General features: G+C 54.4%; 21 protein-coding genes. 18 read left to right on the top strand and 3 right to left on the bottom strand.

What is annotated here, in order from left to right; translation table 11 throughout:
• Positions 1-22 precede the first annotated feature (22 nt).
• Positions 23-1,257, bottom strand: a protein-coding gene (locus ACG98I_RS00005) for an IS3 family transposase (protein WP_394717485.1) whose coding sequence is annotated in 2 segments (ribosomal slippage) — positions 23-969 and positions 969-1,257 — 1,236 coding nt in all. Because the reading frame shifts where the segments join, the coding sequence is not laid out codon by codon here.
• A gap of 788 nt (positions 1,258-2,045) precedes the next feature.
• Entirely contained in the window at positions 2,046-3,041 is a 996-nt protein-coding gene (locus tag ACG98I_RS00010; RefSeq protein WP_394717486.1) for a hypothetical protein, read from the bottom strand.
• 235 nt (positions 3,042-3,276) lie between these two features.
• Between ACG98I_RS00010 and fepB the strand changes: the two genes are divergently transcribed.
• The 18 genes from fepB (at position 3,277) to der (ending at position 21,781) form a co-directional block, all read left to right on the top strand.
• Positions 3,277-4,332, top strand: coding sequence for a Fe2+-enterobactin ABC transporter substrate-binding protein (gene fepB, locus ACG98I_RS00015; RefSeq protein ID WP_394717487.1), 1,056 nt, complete (start codon positions 3,277-3,279; stop codon positions 4,330-4,332).
• A 439-nt stretch (positions 4,333-4,771) separates the two neighbouring features.
• Positions 4,772-5,986, top strand: a complete 1,215-nt coding sequence (locus ACG98I_RS00020) for a hypothetical protein (RefSeq protein ID WP_394717488.1) — start codon at positions 4,772-4,774, stop codon at positions 5,984-5,986.
• 6 nt (positions 5,987-5,992) lie between these two features.
• Positions 5,993-6,976 (top strand): HAD-IIA family hydrolase, encoded by a 984-nt coding sequence (locus ACG98I_RS00025; RefSeq protein ID WP_394717489.1) that lies wholly within the window; start codon positions 5,993-5,995, stop codon positions 6,974-6,976.
• Positions 6,976-7,143, top strand: a complete 168-nt coding sequence (locus tag ACG98I_RS00030; protein WP_394717490.1) for a hypothetical protein — start codon at positions 6,976-6,978, stop codon at positions 7,141-7,143. The genes ACG98I_RS00025 and ACG98I_RS00030 overlap by 1 nt, the downstream gene beginning before the upstream one ends.
• Complete coding sequence (locus ACG98I_RS00035; RefSeq protein ID WP_394717491.1) at positions 7,143-7,958, top strand: TlyA family RNA methyltransferase; 816 nt, start codon at positions 7,143-7,145, stop codon at positions 7,956-7,958. The genes ACG98I_RS00030 and ACG98I_RS00035 overlap by 1 nt, the downstream gene beginning before the upstream one ends.
• Positions 7,955-8,890: an NAD kinase gene (locus ACG98I_RS00040; protein WP_394717492.1), complete on the top strand. Its 936-nt coding sequence runs from the start codon at positions 7,955-7,957 to the stop codon at positions 8,888-8,890. Before ACG98I_RS00035 ends, ACG98I_RS00040 begins: the two co-directional genes overlap by 4 nt.
• A 121-nt stretch (positions 8,891-9,011) precedes the next feature.
• A complete protein-coding gene (gene recN, locus ACG98I_RS00045; RefSeq protein WP_394717493.1) occupies positions 9,012-10,730 on the top strand; it encodes a DNA repair protein RecN in 1,719 nt (572 codons plus the stop codon).
• Between the two features lie 51 nt (positions 10,731-10,781).
• Complete coding sequence (steA, locus tag ACG98I_RS00050) at positions 10,782-11,963, top strand: putative cytokinetic ring protein SteA (protein ID WP_394717494.1); 1,182 nt, start codon at positions 10,782-10,784, stop codon at positions 11,961-11,963.
• A 3-nt stretch (positions 11,964-11,966) separates the two neighbouring features.
• Positions 11,967-12,932: a copper transporter gene (locus ACG98I_RS00055; RefSeq protein WP_394717495.1), complete on the top strand. Its 966-nt coding sequence runs from the start codon at positions 11,967-11,969 to the stop codon at positions 12,930-12,932.
• A 4-nt stretch (positions 12,933-12,936) separates the two neighbouring features.
• On the top strand, positions 12,937-13,575 hold the full coding sequence (locus tag ACG98I_RS00060; protein WP_394717496.1) for an NUDIX domain-containing protein: 639 nt from the start codon (positions 12,937-12,939) through the stop codon (positions 13,573-13,575).
• Positions 13,572-14,528, top strand: a complete 957-nt coding sequence (gene xerD, locus ACG98I_RS00065; RefSeq protein ID WP_394717497.1) for a site-specific tyrosine recombinase XerD — start codon at positions 13,572-13,574, stop codon at positions 14,526-14,528. The genes ACG98I_RS00060 and xerD overlap by 4 nt, the downstream gene beginning before the upstream one ends.
• Before the next feature lie 118 nt (positions 14,529-14,646).
• Positions 14,647-15,897 (top strand): hypothetical protein, encoded by a 1,251-nt coding sequence (locus ACG98I_RS00070; protein WP_394717498.1) that lies wholly within the window; start codon positions 14,647-14,649, stop codon positions 15,895-15,897.
• Between the two features lie 127 nt (positions 15,898-16,024).
• A complete protein-coding gene (locus ACG98I_RS00075; RefSeq protein WP_394717499.1) occupies positions 16,025-16,897 on the top strand; it encodes a ParA family protein in 873 nt (290 codons plus the stop codon).
• Between the two features lie 104 nt (positions 16,898-17,001).
• On the top strand, positions 17,002-17,823 hold the full coding sequence (locus ACG98I_RS00080) for a segregation and condensation protein A (RefSeq protein WP_394718033.1): 822 nt from the start codon (positions 17,002-17,004) through the stop codon (positions 17,821-17,823).
• 33 nt (positions 17,824-17,856) lie between these two features.
• Positions 17,857-18,435 (top strand): SMC-Scp complex subunit ScpB, encoded by a 579-nt coding sequence (gene scpB, locus ACG98I_RS00085; RefSeq protein WP_394717500.1) that lies wholly within the window; start codon positions 17,857-17,859, stop codon positions 18,433-18,435.
• An 81-nt stretch (positions 18,436-18,516) separates the two neighbouring features.
• On the top strand, positions 18,517-19,455 hold the full coding sequence (locus tag ACG98I_RS00090) for a pseudouridine synthase (protein WP_394717501.1): 939 nt from the start codon (positions 18,517-18,519) through the stop codon (positions 19,453-19,455).
• Positions 19,456-20,154, top strand: a complete 699-nt coding sequence (gene cmk, locus ACG98I_RS00095) for a (d)CMP kinase (protein ID WP_394717502.1) — start codon at positions 19,456-19,458, stop codon at positions 20,152-20,154.
• Entirely contained in the window at positions 20,144-21,781 is a 1,638-nt protein-coding gene (gene der, locus ACG98I_RS00100; RefSeq protein WP_394717503.1) for a ribosome biogenesis GTPase Der, read from the top strand. The genes cmk and der overlap by 11 nt, the downstream gene beginning before the upstream one ends.
• A 93-nt stretch (positions 21,782-21,874) precedes the next feature.
• On the opposite strand, the gene ACG98I_RS00105 is transcribed toward der, so the two are convergent.
• Positions 21,875-22,984: a hypothetical protein gene (locus ACG98I_RS00105; RefSeq protein ID WP_394717504.1), complete on the bottom strand. Its 1,110-nt coding sequence runs from the start codon at positions 22,982-22,984 to the stop codon at positions 21,875-21,877.
• Positions 22,985-23,003 lie beyond the last annotated feature (19 nt).

Below are 23,003 nucleotides of genomic sequence, written 5' to 3' on the forward strand. Positions count from 1 at the left end.
TGAAGTGCCCCGAGTTTTGTTCCTAGGCGTTTGCCTTGATTTCCATTATTTCCTGTGGCGGGGTCTGCTTCCAAAATTCGGTTTCCACCTCGACCGGAGTTCGGTATCCCAAGCTTTGGTGGAGCCTAGTCTCGTTCCACCATGACACCCACTCGAACGTCGCGATTTCTACCTCGATCACGTCATCCCACCTGCGGGTATGGATCAGCTCGTTCTTGTAGGAGCCGTTAACGTTTTCGGCCAGAGCATTGTCGTAAGAGTCGCCGACACTTCCGGTGGAAGCGGCAATCCCGTGCTGGGCAAGTCGCTCGTTGTAGACCACGCTGACATACTGCGACCCGTGATCCGAATGGTGAATGAGACCTGTTGTTTCCTCAGCACACACGATCGCCTGGTTGAGAGCTTGCAGTGGCAGTGCTTCGGTCCGCATCGAGTCTGATAACGCCCACCCAACAATCCGTCGGGAGTAAACGTCGGTGACAAACGCGGCATACACAAAGCCTTTCTTCGTGCGCACATACGTAATGTCGGCCACCCACAGTTTATTCGGACCCTGGGCTTTGAATTCACGCTCGACTAAGTCTGGGCGCAGATCAGGCGTGTTAGCTTTTCGGGTTGTGATAGGTGATCCGCCTTTGCCTTTGCCAGAAACACCGGCCAAGCGCATCAGCCGGGCGGTTTGTTCACGACCGATATCAATTCCTTCACGGCGAAGCGCATGCCACATTTTCCGCACACCGTAAACACCGTAATTATCCCGATGAACAGCACTAATGCGATCAACCAGCGCAGCATCGCGAAGGCGACGAGCACTTAATCCACGGGCCTTGGATTGGCGATACCCACGCGAGGTGATAAACCCACCAGCCCGGTTATTTTTCAACGTCTTACAGATGAACTCGACGGAGAAACTACTCCGGTATTCATCGATGAACCGGATCATTTCCGACGTTTTGGGTCGAGTTCCGACGCGAAAAAAGCTGAGGCAGCCTTCAGAAGTTCATTGGTGTCGCGGAGCTCTTGATTTTCACGGCGTAGCCTCGCGTTTTCGGCAGCCAAATCTTCGGGCACGGGTTCTGGGATGTTTCCTGCACGGCGGGCCTGCTGGGTCCATTGACGAGCTGTGTGCCATGAAACCCCCAGCTTTGGGGCTACTGCCTGGCACGCGGATTGCATCGACATGTTTTCCGCCAAGATGCGGTCTTCCACGAGACGGACCACACGGTCCTTGGCATCCTGGTCAAATTTCCTTGGCATGTTCCAGATCTTCCCATCTACTCAAACGGAACAAAACCTGGGACACTTCAAGGTGCCGAGCCAAGAAAGTTCTGCCTCTGCGCTGCTAACTTGAAGAACTGCACGAGAACTAATCGCGATTGCTCTCGGCACAGTTTGAGGGGATACGGTCTTTCAGTCGGTAGAGCCTTGGTGTATCGGAATGCACAGCACCTGAAATACGGCCCTTATACAGGAGTTACTGGGCGTCTGTACCTGCTTCAAGCGCCCGTACCATCTGGCACGGAATCTAGCGGTATTGACCGCAAATGAGCCATTTATAACACCGCGAACATTATAATTCCACTATTTATGTGCTCTTAACAGGGACAGAGCTAGAAACTATCCCCAGATCTGTTTCCTTAGCCCCGTAACTATTAGGGGCTATTGAAGAGGGCGCGTACGAGACATAAGTGAACCTACAGGCGGCTCACTCTGCCCCTGTTGCCCACAAATGAAGCCACAATTGATGAGTCTCATCCGTGCGGGGGCTCGAGAATGCAATGCGCTTGATTTCTCGAATCAAATACTCTAGAACTGTTTGCGTTGGTTCACTATCCATCGGTGTCCTTCGGCAATCCCTTGTCTCCAGCTCAGGTAGTCGTGTCCGCCGTTGTAGACACGGGTGGAGCAAGTTATGTTCGGGATTATCTTGAGGAGTTCTCCGTACGCCTGGTTTTCGTGAAACAAATGAACATCGTATTTCCCGTATTCGTGGAAGATAACGCGTTTATGGCTATCAGGACTTTTGCTCTGCTCTACCCATTCATTTAGCAGGGCATATTCTCTGTCCGGCCACCAGACGCTGCTGATTGGATGACAGCGTTCAAGGCTAGCTCAGGGTGCTTTAGTACTAGTCCTGCGGCAGCAGAGCCCCCTAAGGAGCCTCCAGTGATTGTGGACGTTTGAGGCGATATCTGCCATGTAGTATTTCTCTTCTGAGCTTCGTGGGCCGCCCATGGGAGTATGTGTTCCTTTAGGGTTGAAGACAAGCTCTCAACGTCCGCCAGCAAATCTGCTCGTTGTTCTTCTTTGCAAGGAGACACAAAGATCACGGCGGTATTTCCTGGGTCATATTCGTCCAGTAGTTGGACTCCCTTAATATATATGTGCCCATCTGTAACGATAAGTAAGTTCTCAACTTCATCAGTCTCTGGGAGATGAAGCCATACATCCACTCCATCCTTAACGGCATTGGCGAACTGTCCATGGATGTTGTTCGCTGGAGCCGTAATCGATTGAGCTCCCGCTTTATTAGTACCTTCAATTGTAGGGGCTGCATTCTGCAATGGATTTAGTTGCCGTGTCCCTACTTGGAGAACCTCACCGCTAGTCCAAGCTGGCTCAACGTTATTGAGTAGGTTTCGGTAGGACTCGCGGTCTGCTCCCGGTTGTTGTTCGCTGTCAAATGCATTCTTAGGTATTTTGATTATTCCCACGGGCGAAGTCAGACCGATAGGTATTTCAATCGCGCCGACATGCCAGACTGTGCCATCATCAGTGGGTAAGTACTGCTCAAGAATGTAGTGGTCGAGATTCTTCCTATGGATATGAGTGAGTGTTTCGATAAAGAGTACGGGTGTTAGCGCCGTGGTTTGGTTCGGATAAGCAACCGTTAGTATGACGTGGCCTTCGGATTTAGATGGTTGAAAAGTCGGAAATCTACGTAGCTGCTCAAGATCTCTTATCGAATAATTCTCAGGTACTCGTACTCTCTTTGGCAGGTTCGGTATATCCAATATGGAAAAGTTGTCGGATTTAAACATGTCGTCATACTCTTTCTGCCGTGTTTCCAAAATTCATTGTTTAGTTAAGGTTAGCCTTACTATACTTTTCGTGTTGCGGATTCCAAGTGAGCTTTTGCTCACGGGTCGCCGCCATGCAAAGGCTGGGCGCATGACAAGCAACAGGACCTATGGTCTTTAGTTGTCTGCGTTGGCCTTAACGACAGGACAGTCCCTTGTCTTGTTGCTCAACGTATTTACGCTCGAAAGGTAGAACATGACATTGGTTCGCGGTCGAAAGTTGGCTAAGGCAGCCGCTTCGGCACTGTTGGCAGGTGCGCTCATTGGTGGCCTCACTGCATGTAGTTCAGGAGACTCCGATGCTACATCGAATGAGGAGGATGTAGCTGCTGATGCAGGTGCTTCCGATACCGATAGCGGTGAATGGCCTCGTACGATTGAGACTGACAACGGTGAACTTACCTTGGAGTCTCAGCCTGAACGAATTGTCTCCACTTCGGTAACTTTGACCGGTTCTCTGCTTGCTGTAGGTGCGCCGGTTGTAGCCAGTGGTGCTACCGGTGAGAACGTCGAAGATCTCAGTGATGAGAATGGCTTCTTTATCCAGTGGTCCGACGAAGCTAAGGAAGCTGGTGTCGAGAAGCTGTGGGACAATACATCGCCAGACGCCGCAAAGGCCTTGGGTTATGCCCCTGACCTGATTGTTGTTTCTAAGAACTCCGGCGACTCTGCTTTTGACCAAATTGATAGGCTCGAACAGATTGCCCCGGTGTTGGTCGTTGACTACTCTGACTCACCTTGGCAAGACGTCACCACCAAGATTGGTGAGGCAACCGGCCACGAGGAAGAAGCAGCCGAAGTTATTGCCGACTTCGATGAGCGAATCGAAGAGGCAAGTGAGCAAATCGAGCTTCCAGACGGTAAGACCTCATCCTTCATTGTTTTTGGCGATGATTCCGGTGCGGCGGCTTTGACTCCTGAAGCTCCACAGAACCAAATCCTATCTCGCCTTGGATTTGACCTGACTGAGGTCCCCGAGGAAGTAAAGGGTGACCTTTCCATGGGGGCTGACCGCGGCGACATCATTAGCCTGTCTATGGAGAATATTCAGGCTGGCCTTCCTGGAGAAAACTGGATTTCAGTATCCAGCGATAAAGAAAATCAAGAAAAGATCCAGAATGAGCCGGCTTTCAATACATCCCCAGCGGTTCAAGAGGGTCGTGTGTACCACACTCCTGCATCCACCTTCCGTCTTGACTATTACTCCGCAAACATCCTGGTTGACTCCATCGTCGAGCAGTTTGCAAAATAGTTTCTCTTAGCTCTTAGAAGGCTGGTACTTGTGAGTATGCCGTGCTGACAACTATTGCTACAACGATATTGCCAGTGCACGCACGAAAGTAAGCTTTTAGTAGTGGAGCGCCATTAATGATCGACATCCTCTAATGGGGCTGCAATTGATCAAAATAAAATGACCGAAAGGTCGAAATTCCCTTACCCGGCAGTTACAAACTCCCCGGGTAAGGGCTAATTTCGTTTTCCCTCATTAGGCGTTCGCCGCACAGTAGGAAGTGATACTGGATGACTAGGGGACTAGCTCACTAGTATGTAGTTTCTCACATGGCTTGAGTAGTCATGTGGCTTGCAAGACAGTATCTCCCATTTGACGGGCTTGGAATCTGTTTTCAGAGGTTTCGTGGGTAGAATAGCTGGAGATAATCTGCCACAAGAAGCAATGAAAGAGAATGTGAATGTCTGAGCGTTATAACGAAGGCCGCCGTGAAGAATCGCGAGGTCGTCGCTCCGACTCAAACGGTTCTAACCGTCGAGACGATCGACGCGGAGGTCGAAACGACCGCCGAGATGATAACCGAGGTGGTCGCCGCGAATGGAACAATGACCGCCAAGGAAGCGGAGACCGCCGCCAGCGCGGTGAACGTGGAGACCGCTGGGACAATCGCCGTGATGATCGCGGGGATCGTGGAGACCGACGTCGAAATTGGTCTGACGATAATCGTGGTGACCGTCGCGATGATCGCCGAGGAGGCGAAGGTCGTGGTGAATGGAAGCCACGTCGCGATGATCGACGTGACGACCGTAGGGACGGTCGCCGAGATGATCGACGGGATGACCGTGGTGGCGCGCGCGGTGGTCGTAATGATCGCCATGACCGCAACAGCCGCGATGACCGTAGTGATCGTGGGCCACGTCGTGAAAACCGTGGTGGTCAGGCGGAGCAAGAGCGTGAGAAGTCGAGCTTAGCGCCGCAGCGCACCGGTTTCCGTGAGGAACGAATTAACCGTCGCATGGCTGATCCGGATCTTCCAGATGACATTGATGTTAATGACTTGGATCCGATGGTGCTGCAGGACCTTCGTGTGCTGTCCAAGGAAAATGCAGAGGCAACAGCAAAGCATATGATCATGGCCGCTGAATGGATGGAAGATGATCCGCAGCTGGCGCTACGTCATGCACGCTCCGCGAAGGACCGCGCTGGTCGTGTTTCTGTTGCACGTGAGGTCAATGGCATTGCTGCGTACCATGCTGGCGAGTGGAAGGAAGCCTTGGCAGAGCTTCGCGCCGCACGCCGTATTTCCGGTGGTCCAGGCATGCTGGCTGTCATGGCTGACTGCGAGCGCGGATTGGGACGTCCAGAAAAGGCTATTGAGCTCGGTCGCAGCGATGAAGCGCGCCAGCTTGATGCTGAATCCGCAGTAGAACTGGCGATTGTGGTTGCCGGTGCACGCCTCGATTTGGGGCAAGCCGATTCCGCAGTAGTGACCCTGCAACGCGCTAATCCATCCAAGGACGCGAAGGGGATTCCGGCACTGCGCCTGGCATATGCTTACGCAAATGCATTGGGTGAGGCAGGCCGCAAGGAAGAAGCCAAAGACTGGTTTGAACACGCGGCTAAGCTGGACGTTGACAAATGGACGGACGCTGAAGAGCGCGTGAAGGAGTTTTAAAACCCGATGAGCCTAATTGAACAGCATGATGGCCTGCTGCTAGACCTAGACGGCACCGTATGGGAGGGCGGACGCGCAATCCCAGGCGCCGTTGATTTCATCAACTCCTGCGGCGTGGAAAGCATTTACGTCACCAATAATGCTTCCCGTGCACCAGAGGAGGTGGCTAAGAAATTGGTCGGCATTGGGCTCAACACCACTGCTGAGAAAGTTCTGACCTCCGCACAGGCAGCAGTTACTTTAGCAGCACAGCATGTTCAAAAAGGCGTGAAGACTCTCGTCATCGGCGCGGAATCATTCCGTGATATCGCACGCGCAGCGGGCTTTGAGGTTGTCTCATCAGCAGATGATCGACCGGAGCTTGTTCTTCAGGGATTTGACCCAACCGTGGATTGGGCGCAGCTCACCGAAGGCACGCTGGCTATTCGCCAGGGCGCGAAATACATCGCGTCCAACCTGGATACCTCGTTGCCTATGGAACGCGGTCTAGCAGTCGGTAATGGCTCGTTGGTGAAGGCAGTTGAAACAGCCACAGGCGTGGCACCGTTGTCAGCTGGTAAGCCAGAGCCAGAAATGTTTACCCAGGCTGCACACATCATCGGCGCAAAGCGCCCATTGGCTGTTGGTGACCGTTTGGATACCGATATTGCTGGCGGTAACGCAGCTGCGATGAATACTTTCCATGTTCTCACTGGCGTTTCACGTGAATTAGCACTGATTGAGGCAGCACCTGATTTCCGTCCCAATTTCATCGGAAATGGGCTTGCTGATTTGGCTTTGGACGTAGAGACAGTGCAGCCAGGACCGCAGGGCGGATTCACCGCTCGTGTAGATGGTTTCGACGTACTGGTAGAAAACGGCGATCCCGGGGCAACCGCTATTCAGGCTCTGCGCACTGTGCTGCAGGTGGTGTGGGCAATGCCGAAGCCACCGCGCTACGTGCGTCCTAATTCTGATGTAGCCGAAGCAGCACTAAAGGACTGGAGCTAATGAGCGCTCCCATTCCACGCGACCCACGCCAGCTGGCGGTTACTCCAGAGGAATTAGACAGCTCTATCGAGGAGATTCTCAGCCAGCCGGGCGGAGATCTTGTCGCAGAAGCTCAGCAACTTGACCAGGCACATGAGCTGCTACGCGCAGCATTGCAGGAGAACTAATGGCACCACAACGCAGACGACTCGACGCTGAATTGGTACGGCGCAAAATTGCGCGCTCACGTGAGCATGCAGTGGAACTTATCAAAGACGGTCGTGTCTTCGTTGGTGGGTTCAAAGCCGCCAAACCAGCCAGCGTTGTGGAGCCAGAAGTATCTATTCGCATCGAGGGCGGCGAGGATGAGAATTGGGCATCACGCGGCGCACATAAACTCTTGGGTGCTCTCGACGCCTTTTCCATTGACCTGAAGGATAAAAAGGTTCTCGACGCCGGTGCCTCGACCGGTGGTTTTACTGATGTCTGTTTGCGCCGTGGCGCAGCGGAAGTGCTCGCAGTCGACGTTGGCTATGGACAGTTGCTGTGGCGACTACAAAACGATGACCGTGTCAAGGTCTTAGACCGGACTAATATTCGCCATCTCACGTTGGAGCATACCGATGGCGAATGCGATGCGATGGTGGGAGATCTTTCTTTCATTTCGCTGAAACTTACGCTGCCTGCGATGGCTCAAGTAATGGCTCCTGGTGCCGTGATGCTTCCTATGGTCAAGCCGCAATTCGAAGTCGGAAAAGACCGGGTTGGCACCTCAGGGGTCGTGCGTTCACCAGAACTCCGTATTGAGGTCACGAATGATGTGGCATCTTTTGCGCATACCTTAGGTTTGAGTTGCCAAGGTGTGGTGGCCTCACCGCTTCCTGGGCCAAGTGGGAACGTAGAATATTTCTTGAAGCTGGTCAACGATGGCGGTGCCACTCATCCGGAAGAAGCAGAGCTTCTATCCATGATTGAAACCGCAGTAAAGGATGGTCCTCAGTGAGTCACCGCGCAGAAGGCCAGGAAGTACGGCGAATCCTTCTGGTTCCCCATACTGGCCGCGCAAGCAATCTTCGTGATGCTGAGCGTGCCGCCGAGCTGCTGGTTGCAGCAGGCATTGAGCTGCGCGTGGTTGCCCGTGACCCAATTGAGGCCCCATCGAAGTTGGCTGAATTTCCATACATGGCCCATGATCCCCACGCCGCTGAAGGCTGCGAGCTGGTTCTGGTTCTTGGCGGTGACGGTACGTTCTTGCGCGCAGCTGACTTAGCTCGCCAAGTTGGCGTTCCAGTGCTCGGCGTTAACCTAGGCCATGTCGGATTCTTGGCCGAGGGCGAGCGAGAATCACTCGAAAGTGCCATCCAACGCGTGATCGACCGAGACTATCGTGTCGAAGAACGCATGACCATTGATTGCAAAGTTATTGATGACCACGGAACCATCATTGGTGAAGGTTGGGCACTGAATGAGGCCAGTGTTGAAAACCAAGACCGTTCCGGCGTCTTGGATGCCATCTTAGAAGTAGATGAACGCCCAGTGATGGCTTTTGGTTGTGATGGCGTGCTGGTATCCACTCCGACCGGTTCCACAGCTTATGCCTTTTCCGCTGGTGGGCCAGTGCTGTGGCCGCAACTTGATGCGCTATTGGTCGTACCGAATAACGCTCATGCGCTCTTTACCAAGCCTTTGGTGGTCTCACCGCATTCTTCCGTCGCGGTGGAATCAGCGTCAATGACGTCACCGGCCATCGTTATTTTGGATGGTTTCCGCGAAATCAACATGCCGCCGGGCTCACGTATTGAAGTAACCCGGGGTAAGACATCGGTGCGTTGGGTTCGCCTGGATGAAGAACCGTTCACGGACCGGCTGGTTACCAAGCTTCACCTGCCTATTCAGGGCTGGCGTGGGCCACATCGTCGGGAGTTCACCAACTAGAATTTCGACTTAGTTGAGTCTCACCGTGAAAGTTCTAACGGAAGTTCTTACCGTCTAGGAGAAGAACCTTGTGGTAGATTTTCGTTGATGTGTTCTAATAGTCGTGGAGGAGTGAATCGCCGTGTTAGCTGATATCACCATTACTGATCTGGGTGTTATCTCCTCAGCGACAGCAGAATTATCTTCCGGCCTCACGGTCCTGACTGGTGAAACTGGTGCTGGTAAGACCATGGTGGTCACCGGTCTTCGTCTGCTTGCCGGCGGTCGAGCTGAGGCCTCCCGCGTGCGCGCCGGTGCTAAAAGGGCAGTGGTAGAAGGAACCTTTACTACTGGAGAACTAACCCGCGAAGATGCAGAAGCCGTCGCGAACATCGTGGACACCGCAGGCGGAACACCAGATGAGAATGGTGAATTCATTGCCTCAAGGACCGTCATGTCCACTGGTCGTTCCAAGGCACACTTGGGTGGTCGCAGCGTTCCCGCCGCCACGCTCAATGAATTTTCGCGCGCGCTGCTGACCGTGCATGGTCAAAATGATCAGCTGCGCTTGCTCGCGCCAGATCAGCAATTGGCGGCGATCGATAGGTCTTCGGCGGAAATTGGACCTTTACTTGAGACCTACCGTGAAAGCTTCATCCACTGGCGTGGATTAGCCAAAGACCTGAAACGTCGTACCGAGTCACGGCGAGAGATGGCGCAGGAAGTCGATCGCCTGCAATTCGCCGTGAATGAGATTGCAGAGATTGATCCGCAACCTGGTGAAGATGAAGAGCTGATTACTTTAATTAAGCGCCTGCAAGACGTGGATGGTTTACGTGAGTCTGCCCAGACCGCGCTGGTGGCCATTGATGGTGTCGAAGGAGATTTCGGTGAAGAAAAGGCTGCATCCATGCTGGTTGGTGAAGCGCACGCAGCCGTCAACAGTGTCGAGGACAAGCAACTTGCTCAGCTCGCGCAGCAGCTCGGGGAGTTGAGCACGCAGCTGACTGATATCGCCGGAGAGCTCGGACAATTCTTGTCTGATCTTCCCGCAGACCCGGAGCTGCTGGAGAAGTCGCTGCAACGCCAGCAGGAATTGCGCGGACTCACGCGGAAATACGCTGGCGATATTGATGGAGTCTTGGCATGGAAGGAAGAAGCCGAAACCAAGCTAGCTTCGATGGATATTTCCACCGAGGCGCTTGAGAAGCTGCAGGGTGAAGTTGCTGAAGCACAAACCACGATGGTTGCGCATGCTGAAAAGCTGACGGCCGCGCGTGTGAAGGCCGCAAAAGAACTAGCCGCAGCCGTCACAGAAGAGATTCACGGGCTGTCCATGCCGAAGGCCTGCCTTGAAGTAGACGTTCGCCAAGCCAAGTACTCCAAGACTGGCGCTGATGAAGTTGAGCTTCTGCTGGCGGCTAATGATGCAGCCGAGCCGAAGCCGTTGTCCATCGCGGCATCAGGCGGTGAGCTTTCACGCGTGATGCTTGCCTTGGAGGTCATTTTGTCCCAAGGCTCCGCGGGCACCACGTTGGTATTCGATGAGGTTGACGCCGGCGTGGGCGGTCGCGCGGCCGTAGAGATCGGACGCCGCCTTGCGCGCTTGGCGCAGGCGAATCAGGTGTTGGTGGTTACCCACCTCCCGCAGGTCGCTGCATATGCCGATACGCACTTGCACGTTGCTAAAGATGTTACTGATTCCTCGGTGACATCAGGGGTGATGACGCTGACTCATGAGCAGCGAGTGGAGGAGCTTGCCCGTATGCTGGCAGGTTTGGATGACACCGCCACGGGACGTGCCCATGCGAAAGAGCTTCTTTCGAAGGCTCAAGTTGAAGTTGAAGGTTTCAGGGCTTAAACCCGCGCGCCTTCCACAATTTAGGCCTGCGACAAGGAACAATATGTGTCCATGAGCCTGTTTTCCCGTACCACCGAATTGCCTGGTCTGCATGGAGCGTTGCGTGATTGCACACCTGGCGGTAATGGAATGAAGAAATTCCGTGCCGGCGATATTGCCGTCATTAATGCCGCTAATATTTCACGCCAGGAAGCCCAGGCGCTCATCGATATCCAGCCCACAGCCGTTGTCAATGTTGCCGAATTTTCTACCGGAAGCATCCCTAATTATGGCCCGCACATGCTCCTGGATGCTGAAATCGCCATGCTGGAAAGTGTTGGTGAGGAGTTCATTGCCAACTTCAAGGACGGCAAGAAGGCCCGCATCACGGATGAGGGATCGATCTATGCTGGTGAAAAGCTCATTGGTGAAGGCGCCAAGGTAGAGCGCGCGAAGGCCGAGAAGCACTTTTCTGAAGCGCGCCGCAGCTTGGTCGACCACATGGAGGCGTATTTCGGCAACTCCATCGAGTTCATCCACTCAGAGGGGCCTTTGCTTATCGATGGCCTGGGGATCCCTGATGCCGGCTCAGAGATGCGGGATCAGAAAGTCGTGATGGTTTCACCGACTGATGATCACCGTGCCCAAATCAAGGGGCTGCGTAATTTCATTCGTGAGTATGAACCGGTTCTGGTGGGTGTGGACGCTGGTGCTGATGCGCTAATTGAGCTGGGGTATACTCCGGATCTCATTGTGGGCAATCCACAGAATATTTCCACGGACACGCTACGCAGCGGCGCGCGTGTTATTTTGCCTGCCGATCCTGATGGCACGGCTGAGGGCCTAGAGCGTATTCAGGACCTTGGCATTGGCGCGATGACCTTCCCGGCTGCAACCGATAGCGCAACAGATTTGGCGTTGTTACTGGCTGATTTCCACCAGGCAGAAATGATCGTTCAAGTGGGCGACTCCGTTGATTTGGATGATATTTTTGCAGCCTCTCCGCACGCCACACCTGCTGCGATGTTGACTCGCCTGAAGGCAGGTAACCGACTCGTAGATTCTTCGGCGATTATCAACCTTTACACCATCAAGTCTGGTGGCTCTTTGGCGTGGCTCTGGGCAGTTCTGGGCGTGCTGGTGGCGCTCGCAGCAATCATCTTGATTGTCGGTTTCGGAGGGGATGCCGGGTTCGTGGATAACCTCATTGATACCTGGAATAACATCGCGCTCAGTGTCCAAGGATGGTTTTAAATCATGAGCTCCAAAAATATTTCTAAATCTGCCTTGGTCATCGCTGGTCTCGGTTTCGGTGTTGCGCTCGGTGTTGCTGCGGGCACTTTAGTTATTGCCCCCAACATGGACGGTGGCGGTGCAGCCGTTGCTGCCGATGACCCGATTCGTGAAGAACACCGTGCTTTACTGGCGGAAAATGGCGAAATTCAAGCCCAGGCAAATTCCGCGAACTCGCTCATCCCCGGCTTGGCTGAAAGCGCCATCGAGGGTGTTTTAGACGGCCGTGATGTGGCCATCATTGCTACGGGTGATGCCAATGACGGTGATGTGGCTGGTGTCCGTGACATGTTGAATGCTGCCGGCGCAGTGGATTCAGGCACGATCACGTTGACGAATGAATTCTTACATCCAGACGGCGCGGACCGCATCAACTCCATTGTGGCTAATGTTCTGCCAGCTGGTGCGCAATTGGATGAGCAAGATCTCTCCGCTGGTCGTCATGCAGGACAGGGCTTGGCAGCTGCACTGCTGCGGGATCCTGCAAAAGCTGAGCCTTTAGCCTCTTCGGAAGATCGCGGCGCGCTATTGCAGGCACTTCGTGAAGCAGGTTTCATCGACTATGAGGACGGCACCATCTTGCCCGCGCAATCCGTCGTTGTGGTCATGGGCAATGGCGGCGATGAATACTACACCGATAACCTTATCGCCTTTGCTAACTCACTCAACGAGGCAAGTACCCACGGCGTTGTCGCCGGAAGGTTGCGTGCTGCGGGAGAAGACGGGGTCATCGGCAAGCTGCGCGAGGCATCGGGCACCGGCGAAGATGCCGACCCGGAGGCCGTATCGACGGTGGACTCTGTCGACCGTGACTTCGGCCAGCTGGCGGTAACCCTTGCTGTCCTGGAGCAACTCAATGGCGGCTCGGGCGCTTATGGCGCCAGTGGCACGGCAGAAGCCGCAGCGCCACCACTACCTGAGGGGGAGTAAGCACATGGCACATGAATTCAAGACTCTTTCCTCAGAGCTTCTGCTGGACGCACCAATCATTGCTGTACGCCGTGATGAAGTGGTCATGCCCGATGACCACGTGGCCTACCGCGAAGTCGTTGAACACCTGGGCGCCGTCGCAGTCGTAGCGCTCAATGAGTCCAATCAGATAGCGATGGTCAACCAATACCGCCACAGCGTTGGGCGAAGGCTGTGGGAACTACCCGCAGGTCTGCTCGATGTTGCCGGCGAGGATGAACTATCCGGTGCCAAGCGGGAGTTGATGGAAGAAGCCGGTTTGGCAGCCTCCAGCTGGTCTGTTCTCACTGACCTGGTGACGTCACCGGGCTTTTGTGAGGAAACCGCACGCGTCTACTTGGCTCAAATTCTGTCTGAGGTCGAGCGCCCAGAGGCCATCGGCGATGAAGAAGCCGACATGGACTTTGCTTGGGTTGGCATCGATGATGCCGTGGCAAAGATCTTTGCTGGAGAAATCAGTAATTCGATTGCCGTCTCGGGCATCTTAGCCGCCGCGCAGGTTATCAGCGGAAAAGCTGAGCCACGCAGCGTGGATGAATCATTTGAATTGCGACCAACCTCAATCGCTGCTCGCCGCAAAGGCCCGGATCTAAAGAAGCAATGACATCCTCATCCGTTATCGCGGAACCGAAAGAGCCGGCACCGGAGCTTATCCAATTAGCCCAAGAATGGCTGGACCACCTGGCGGTGGAAAAAGGTGCTTCGGATAATACGCTGAGCAATTATCGCCGCGATCTCAACCGTTACACCGCCTGGCTTGCGGCCAGCAATATCACGCGGCTGAAGGACGTCACCGCGCATCACGTCGAATCTTATGTAGTGGACTTGCGACGCGGGATTGAGAACTCTAAGCCACTATCCAGCGCGTCCACCTCGCGTGCGCTCATTGTCGCGCGGGGTCTGCACAAGTTTGCGCTATCTGAAGGCCACGTCGATGTGGACGTCGCTGCCGATGTCGCGCCACCAAGTCCGGCCAAGCAATTACCGGATACATTGAGCATTGAAGAAATCACGCGCCTTATTGATTCTGTGCCGCAGGGTGAGACTGCCACGGCGATCGATATTCGGGACAAAGCGCTCTTAGAAGTGCTTTATGGCACGGGTGCGCGTATCTCCGAAGTACTTGATCTAAACGTTGATGACTTTGCTGACAGCCCAGATATTTTGACCCTGACTGGTAAAGGTTCCAAGCAGCGTATTGTCCCAGTGGGCTCGCACGCGCTCAAGGCAGTCGAAGATTATTTGGTTCGGGCACGGCCTTACCTCTCACGGGGCAAGTCCCATGCACTTTTCCTTAACACTTTGGGCAAAGCACTGTCCCGACAAAGCGCGTGGGCGGTGATTCAGCGTGCTGTTGAACGCTCCGGAATAGAGAAGAAAGTTTCTCCACATACCCTGAGACACTCATTTGCCACCCATTTGCTCCAAGGTGGTGCCGATGTGCGTACTGTGCAGGAACTTCTTGGTCATTCTTCGGTGACGACGACGCAAATCTACACCCATGTAACTGCCGATTCCCTGCGAGAAGTCTGGCGAATTGCTCACCCTCGTGCTTAAATCTGGAAATCTTCAGCCTTATTCCAGTACCGTACGTTAAATGCCCCTGCGCGAAAGTTTTTGCGCGCAATCTTTAACTAACACCACCGTCACCCCTTCTGAAAGGATGACTTAATCCGTGAATTTTTCAGGCACTCATGCTGTGGCATCACTGTCTCCGGCACGAAAGCTAACCACCTCGATTGCCGCTGCGTGCGTCCTTGGCCTTAGCGCTACCGCTACTTCCATTGCCTTGGCACCATCTGCGCAGGCTCTGCCAGCTGGTGTTTCAGCGGACGATGTCCGCGCAATGATTTCCGCACCAATCTCTGTCCCCGCGGGTCAAACCACGACGGTGAGCTTGCCTATGGCAGCGAATGCTTCCTATTCAGGTGGCGGCTGGTCTGTGTCTACCTCTGGCTCCACGGCGACGGTTACCGCTCCACCTGAAGGCGGACAGATTTCTGTCCCCGTCACGGCTAATGGCCAATCCGCCACGATCACTCTGGTTGCCGAAGGCGGCTCAGCAGGTGCTGGCGGAACCGGTTCGGACGGTAGCGGTGGTGGAAACGCTGGCGGCACAGGTGGAAGCGGTGAAGGCTCCACAGGCGGCTCCGGATCCGGCGAGGGCTCAGGCTCTAGCGAAGGATCTGGAAACGGTGATGGCGGTAGTGGCGGTAGCGACGGTGCCGCTGGCGGAAATGGCTCAGCTTCAACCGGAACTGGTGGCTCCGGTGAGGGAGGAACCGGTGAGTCGGGCGATGCGAATACCGGCACCGGTGATGTATCCCGTGAAGAAAATGCGAGCCTGCCGGTGGTAGAGGGCGAAAAGCCTGAGCGTCAACCAGCAGAACAGCTAGATGAGTCATCGGCTGAGCGGATTGAGCTCGAGTCCACGATTGAGGGCAATACCATTACCGCGCAGCTCGGTCTGCGCCAAGCACTTGATTTCTACCAGCGCTTTGGCAATCTCGACCAAGAGCAGTTTACGCTGCGCTATGTCGATGCTGATGGCAACATTATCCAAGACGTCCAGCGCGATATTGATGCAGCTGCCCGTACCTTGACCTTGACCTATCCGGAAGGCCAAGCACCAGATAATCCCTTCTACATGCAGCTCGTTCGTAATGACGGCTCAGGCGTGGAAGTCATTGTATCGCTGACAGATCCGAATTATCAGCGGGCCGGGGAAGAGGTTGCCAGTGATGGCGATAGCACTGCAGCAAATGAGGATGAAGGCTCCAATCTCCTAGTCAACGGCGCAATCGGGCTGGGTATCGTTATTCTGCTGATTATTATTGCGCTGATTATTCGTGCGATACGCCGCCGCGGCAAATCCGGGCAGGATGCGGAGACTACTGAAGAGCCCAACGAGTATTACCAAAACTAAAGTCAAGGCGATTTGCTTGACACTGGCCTGAAGGTGTGGCCTGTAAGATAGACGAGTAGGCTTGCACATAGTAGTGAATTACATTTATGTGATTTGGCATTGATGGTAGGGAAGTAGGGAGTAAAACGTGAGCGACGAGGGACTCTTTGACGCAAACGAACCGGATGTTGGATTAACCGGCAGGCCGTTGCGTACTATTCCTCAGCCGCCGGAGCTGGACAAACATGGCCCGGCGACCATCATTTCCATGTGTAATCAAAAAGGCGGCGTAGGTAAAACCACCTCCACCATCAACATGGGTGCCTGCCTGGCCGAATACGGCCGCAAAGTGCTGCTCGTGGACTTGGACCCACAGGGCGCGCTGTCGGCTGGTTTAGGCCTGGGTCATGATGAAATTGATGACACCATCTATGACGTGATGTTAGATAGCCAGGTCTCCATCCACTCGGCAATCGTTCACACCGGGGTGTCCGGCTTGGACCTGGTCCCTGCCAACATTGACCTTTCTGCTGCAGAAATCCAAATGGTGAATGAGGTCGGACGTGAGCACACCCTGGCGCGCGCATTGCGGCCGGTGATGAAGGACTATGACTTCATCATCATTGATTGCCAGCCTTCCTTGGGCCTGTTGACCGTCAATGCATTGGCCTGCTCGCACGGCGTCATTATTCCGATGGAATGTGAGTTCTTCTCCCTGCGTGGTCTAGCGCTGCTGACTGACACGGTGGAAAAGGTCGCTGAGCGCATCAACTTCGACTTGGAAGTTGTAGGAATCTTGGTCACCATGTTTGACCGCCGCACCAAGCACGCTCGCGAAGTCATGTCGCGTGTAGTCGAATACTTTGATGACAAGGTCTTTGACACCGTCATTACACGTACAGTGCGTTTTCCTGAAACCTCAGTTGCCGGCGAACCCATCACCACCTGGGCGCCATCTTCACAAGCTACTGAGCAGTACCGCGATCTGGCTGCCGAGGTCATTGAGCGCACCAAGGGTTAGAAACGGTGCCGATGGACCAATTTACCCCTGCTGGTTCTTCCGAGAGAGATGAACCAGCGCTGCAACCTGAGTCAGCCGTTTCATCCGAACCAGCAACGCAACCAATGCCGGCGGCTGATCTCGAGCAAGCGGTTCAGCCCGAAATCACGGGGTTCCGTATTGCGCTCGCTAACTTTGAGGGTCCTTTTGATCTGCTGCTGCAGTTGATTCAAAGTAAGAAGCTCGATGTCACGGACGTTGCACTGTCTGAAGTGACTGATGAGTTCGTGGCTTACGTGCGTAGCCTTGGCCAAACTGCCGATCTGGATGAGATCACTGAGTTCCTCGTGGTTGCTGCGACGTTGCTGGACCTCAAAGCCGCCCGCCTTTTGCCGCGTGGTGAAGTAGATGACCTGGACGATCTGGAGCTGCTGGAATCGCGCGACCTGCTCTTTGCGCGACTTCTGCAGTATCGCGCGTATAAGCAAGTGGCTGATCAGTTTGCGCAGTGGCAGCGCGAAGCGCGCAGAGCATATCCACGCGCTGTGGGCGTGGAGGAGCAATTCGCCCAGCTGCTTCCACCGGTCAAGCTCGGTCATACCCCGGCATCGTTCGCTGAATTGGCAGCGGGTGTTTTCCGCCCGAAGCCACCGGTAGAAGTTGGCATTGGACATATTCACCAGGTGGCCGTCTCAGTGCCGGAGCAAGCCGGCAAAATCATGGATACGCTCAAATTGCTGGGCGCAGATCAGTGGTTGAGTTTCGGCGCGCTGACCCGCGACTGCACCCTTTCCATGCAGGTCGTCGGCCGCTTTCTTGCGCTATTGGAGCTGTATAAGGCTAAAGCAGTGGAAACTGACCAGGAAGAACAACTAGGCCCGCTCAATGTTTCCTGGACAGGTCTTGATGTGGATCCAGCTGTGGTGGCAGCGGCCAATTGGGATTAAAGCAATGATGGAAGAAAAGTAGGTGAGTGACTCATGAATATTTCCGAGGTAAGCCCCGATGAGATGCCGTTTATTAGTCAGCTGCGCTCACAGATCGAATCCATCCTGCTGGTAATTGACACACCAGCACCTGCGGCCACCATCGCGCGGGCGCTGGAAGTAGATGTTAAAGACGCCGAGGAAGTCCTCGAGGAAATTCGGACTGAGCTAGATATGCGTGGCTCTGGCATCGAGCTTCGCAATAGTGAAGATGGCTGGCGGTATTTTACGCGCCGCGATAATGCTGATGCCGTCGAACAATTTCTGCTGGATGGTACCCAAACCAGGTTATCCCGCGCGGCGTTGGAGACACTCGCCGTGGTGGCCTACCGCCAGCCTTGTACACGCGCACAGGTCGCAGCAGTGCGTGGTGTCAACGTCGATGGTGTGATGCGCACGCTGACTTTGCGGGGTTTAGTGCGGGAAGTCGATGGTGAAGAATTCGAAGGCCCCGGTATTCGCTATGAAACCACCACGTTGTTTTTAGAGCTTTTGGGCATTGATTCTTTGGAACGTTTGCCAGATCTCGCGCCTCTTTTGCCAGACGTCGATATGATTGATGAGGAATATTAGACTTTTGCTGTAAGGTGAGGGGACGGAGTAGAATTCTCCGAGCACTACTTACACAACTTAAGAGAAAAGGACACGACAGACGTGACCCCACCCGCTCGCCGAGACGGCACACCGGAAAAGAAAAAGCGTGACAGCGAAATGCTGATTTCCAACGCTAAGCCGGCCCGTCGTCAAAATGTCAGCAAGCGCGATTTGCGCGAGAAGAAGGCCACCGCTGAATCCATCGCTAAGGATCTCGGCGCAGACTGGCTGTATGAGGACAACCAATCCTCCAAGAATCCGAATACCCAAGGTGAGCGCCTGCAGAAGGTGCTTGCGAAAGCCGGCGTTGCATCCCGCCGCCACGCGGAAGTGCTCATTGAAGCAGGCCGCGTTGAAGTCAATGGCGAGGTCATTAAACGTCAAGGCGTACGCGTGAACCCAAACGTGGACATCCTCCGCGTTGATGGCGTGCGTGTCAACGTCAATGAACAGCATGAATACTTCGTGCTCAATAAGCCACGTGGCGTTCAGTCCACCATGCAAGATGACATGGGTCGTCCCTGCGTGGGCGATATGGTCGCAGAGAAGACCTCGGCCGGTCAGCGCCTCTTCCACGTCGGACGCTTGGATGCTGACACCGAGGGCCTGCTGTTGCTCACCAATGATGGTGAGTTGGCTAACCGGTTGATGCACCCGAAGTATGAGGTGTCTAAGACCTATTTGGCCACCGTGTTGGGTGAAGCCGATAAGGCTTTGGTCCGCACTCTCAAAGAAGGCATTGAGCTTGAAGACGGCATGGCCAAGGCTGACTTCGTCCAGGTCGTGGACAAGAATCAGGGCATGTCCTTGGTACGCATCGAGTTGCACGAAGGCCGCAAGCACATTGTGCGCCGCATGCTCAAGACCGCCGGCTACCCAGTTCAGCGCCTGGTGCGCACCAAGCTGCACACTGTCCAGTTGGGCGATATGAAGCCGGGCGGTATCCGTGCGATCAATTCTGCTGAGTTGACTAGCTTGTACAAGGCAGTGGGGATGTAAATGATTTCAAACCTACCTAATAATGGTCTGATTCTTGCCGTCGATGGCCCCTCGGGCACCGGAAAGTCCACCACCTGTCGTGCGCTGGCTAAGCAACTGGATGCCAAGTACATCGACACTGGTGCGATGTACCGCGTGGCCACGCTAGCTGTCTTGCGCGCGGGTGTGGATCCGGCAGATACGGACGCGGTGATTGCTGTGACCGCTGACCTTCCTTTGACTGTGTCTAATGACCCAGATTCCACCGCCGTGATTTTCGCTGGTGAGGATGTTTCTAAGGAAATCCGTGAGGACGACGTCACCCGCAATGTCTCCGCTGTGTCGGCTATCCCAGAGGTGCGCACTAATCTGGTGGAGCTGCAGCGCAAGCTTGCCGATGACTCCCATCGCGCCATCGTTGAAGGACGCGATATTGGCACGGTTGTGCTTGTCGAAGCCCCGGCGAAGGCATATATGACCGCGTCTGCGCAGGTACGTGCGCAGCGTCGCTATGACCAAAATATTGCTGCTGGTATCCCAGCTGACTTCGACACGGTTCTTGCTGACGTGGAGCGCCGTGATGCAGCGGATTCTTCGCGTGCGGCTTCGCCGCTGCGTCCTGCTGAGGATGCCGTTGTGGTGGATACTTCTAACATGAGCCCGGAAGACGTGCTCTCAACCCTTATTTCAATTGTTAAGGAGTCTGCTGGTGAACGATAAAAATATTGATCCCCACGGCGAAGAACCAGAGACTGAGTTTCACTACCCGGCTGGCAAGTTCGAAGGAGAAATCGTCGAGTCCCACAATAGCTGGGCATCTGATGATTTTAATGAAGAGGAATTCGACTACGATTTTGATGATTCAGAGTTCGGCGACGCTGACTATGGCGAGAACGAGTATGTAGAAGTCGCCTATGAAGAAGATGGCGTTCTCGCACCAGGCGTTGCCGGCGAGGATCTCAGCGAAGAAGAATGGGCGCAGATTGAGCGCGCCTTCGGCGTCGGCGCATCACACACCGAGGAAGCTCTGTGCACGGTAGCTATCGTCGGTCGACCAAACGTGGGCAAGTCCTCGTTGGTAAACCGCTTCTTGGGTCGTCGTGAAGCAGTGGTCGAAGACCACCCGGGCGTTACTCGTGACCGTATCTCTTATATCGGTGACTGGAATGGCCAGCGCTTCTTTGTTCAAGACACCGGTGGCTGGGACCCGAATGCTAAGGGCATCCATGGTGCAATTGCACGCCAGGCGGAAACCGCGATGGAAACCGCTGATGTCATTGTCTTCGTGGTTGACACCAAGGTCGGTATCACTGAGACCGACTCAGTTATGGCGCGTAACCTGCAGCGTTCCGATGTTCCTGTCATCCTCGTGGCCAATAAGTTCGACTCGGACAATATGTACGCGGACATGGCTGAGTTCTACGCATTGGGTCTCGGCGATCCATGGCCAGTGTCTGCTCAGCACGGCCGCGGCGGCGCAGACGTGCTGGATGAGGTACTGCGTCTGTTTCCTGAGGAACCACGTCAGCCATCCATCACTGAAGGTCCGCGCCGTGTGGCATTGGTGGGCAAGCCGAACGTGGGCAAGTCTTCGCTGCTGAATAAGTTCACCGGTCAGGAACGCTCCGTGGTGGATAATGTTGCGGGCACCACTGTGGATCCGGTGGACTCTTTGGTCCAGCTGGATAAGAAGATGTGGCGCTTTGTGGACACCGCTGGTCTGCGCAAGAAGGTGAAGAATGCGCAGGGCCATGAGTACTACGCATCCCTGCGTACTCGCGGCGTCATTGACGCGGCGGAGGTCTGCGTCATGCTGATCGATGCCTCGGAAGAGATCTCCGAGCAGGACCAGCGCGTGCTGAACATGATCCTGGAAGCCGGTAAGGCTTTGGTCATAGCTTTCAACAAGTGGGACCTGATGGATGATGACCGCCGCTACTACCTGGATCGTGAAATTGACCAGCAGCTCTCGCACCTGCCGTGGGTAACCCGCATCAATATTTCTGCGGAGACTGGACGCGCGTTGCAGCGTCTGGAACCTGCGATGATTGAGGCGCTGGAGAACTGGGATAAGCGCGTGACCACCGGCCAGTTGAATAACTGGATGCGTGATGCGATTGCTGCGAACCCACCTCCGATGAAGAATAACCGCCTGCCACGTGTGCTTTTCGCTACGCAGGCATCAACTCAGCCACCAACCATCGTGCTGTTTACCACCGGCTTCTTGGACACCGGCTATCGCCGCTACCTGGAGCGTAAGTTCCGTGAGAGCTTCGGCTTCCACGGCACCCCGGTTCGTATTGCTGTTCGCATTCGCGAGCGCCGCGGCCGCAACGCTAAGCGATAGTTGGTCTATCCGCCAACTATCATTCGGAAGAACAACGCGGCTACAACCACTAGAATCAGTGCGTGGTAGCCGTGTTTTGCATTGTTGGGCTTGTTAATCCGATACTGTGCCGTCGACGCGTAGCATGCCCAGCGGCATTGTCGTATCAGTTGGATAACGGAGATCATCTGCATTGGAAGCAATCGTGATTCTTTCGCCGACATAAGGCAACCATTTGCTATTTTCAATTCCCACTTGGCTATTGCTCACGTGAAGCACGACTTGCGTCATCAACGCTGTCCTCGACTGTGGTCCAACGGTCTGCGCAGTTACTTCCTGTGGTGAATCTAATACCATGATGATGTGTTCCTCATCCATTGGTTCACCATTTGCGGGCCCTCCGTGTTCAGGCAGTTCCGCGTTAGTTTTAATAACTACCTTACCTGTGAATTGGTAAGTACTTTCTTCGGTGGATTCATCCCCTGGTGGTGTATTAGAGGCGTTGCCTGTAAGGTCGTCGGCCCCAGGAGCTGCTCCGCCTACACCTTGAATGATGTCGAAGCCTACTTCATCGTCTGAGTCGTACCAGACGAGTGGTTGCAGGTCCGGCAGGAGCTGGCCTCGGAAGAACTTGGCGCGATCTTCAACTTTTCCTAGAGATTCCCCATAGACCTCGAATTTACTGCTGTATTGCTCAGGCTGGATCGAGTGGTAATCAACTTGGTATATCCCGCTTCCATCTTTCGATGCCCACACACGGGAACGTCCACCACCAGCACCGGCAGCACCATCGATAAGTACTTCTTCAGTTTGGATGACCTCATCAGCGGCGTCATCATATGAGAATATAAGGACAGGGGAATATTCCATCCCATTCACGCGCACGAGAAGTTCAGGGACATCATCGTATGTGGCCTCTACCAGTGCGTATCCATAGCCTCCGCGGGGTTCATATTGCGCTGAGGGATTCACCGGGTAAGCGGCCGCATTCGCGACGACGTCACGGTATGCATCCAATGCTGCGTCATATCCAGCAGGTTCTCCATTCTCAGAAGATTCTGAGTCCTCTGAGTCTTCCGAGGCTTCTGAAGCAACTGCTGACGTGGTGATTGTGGTCGTTATCGTCTGCCTTGGACGGGTTTCACTATTTGCTTCATCTGTACAACCAGCAAGCATAAGTGAAGCGATGACAGCAAGGGGGACAAGCTTTCGGACAATGGTCATAATAAGTCCTTCAGGGAAA

Source organism: Corynebacterium sp. L4757, from assembly GCF_043673995.1.
Lineage (GTDB): Bacteria > Actinomycetota > Actinomycetes > Mycobacteriales > Mycobacteriaceae > Corynebacterium.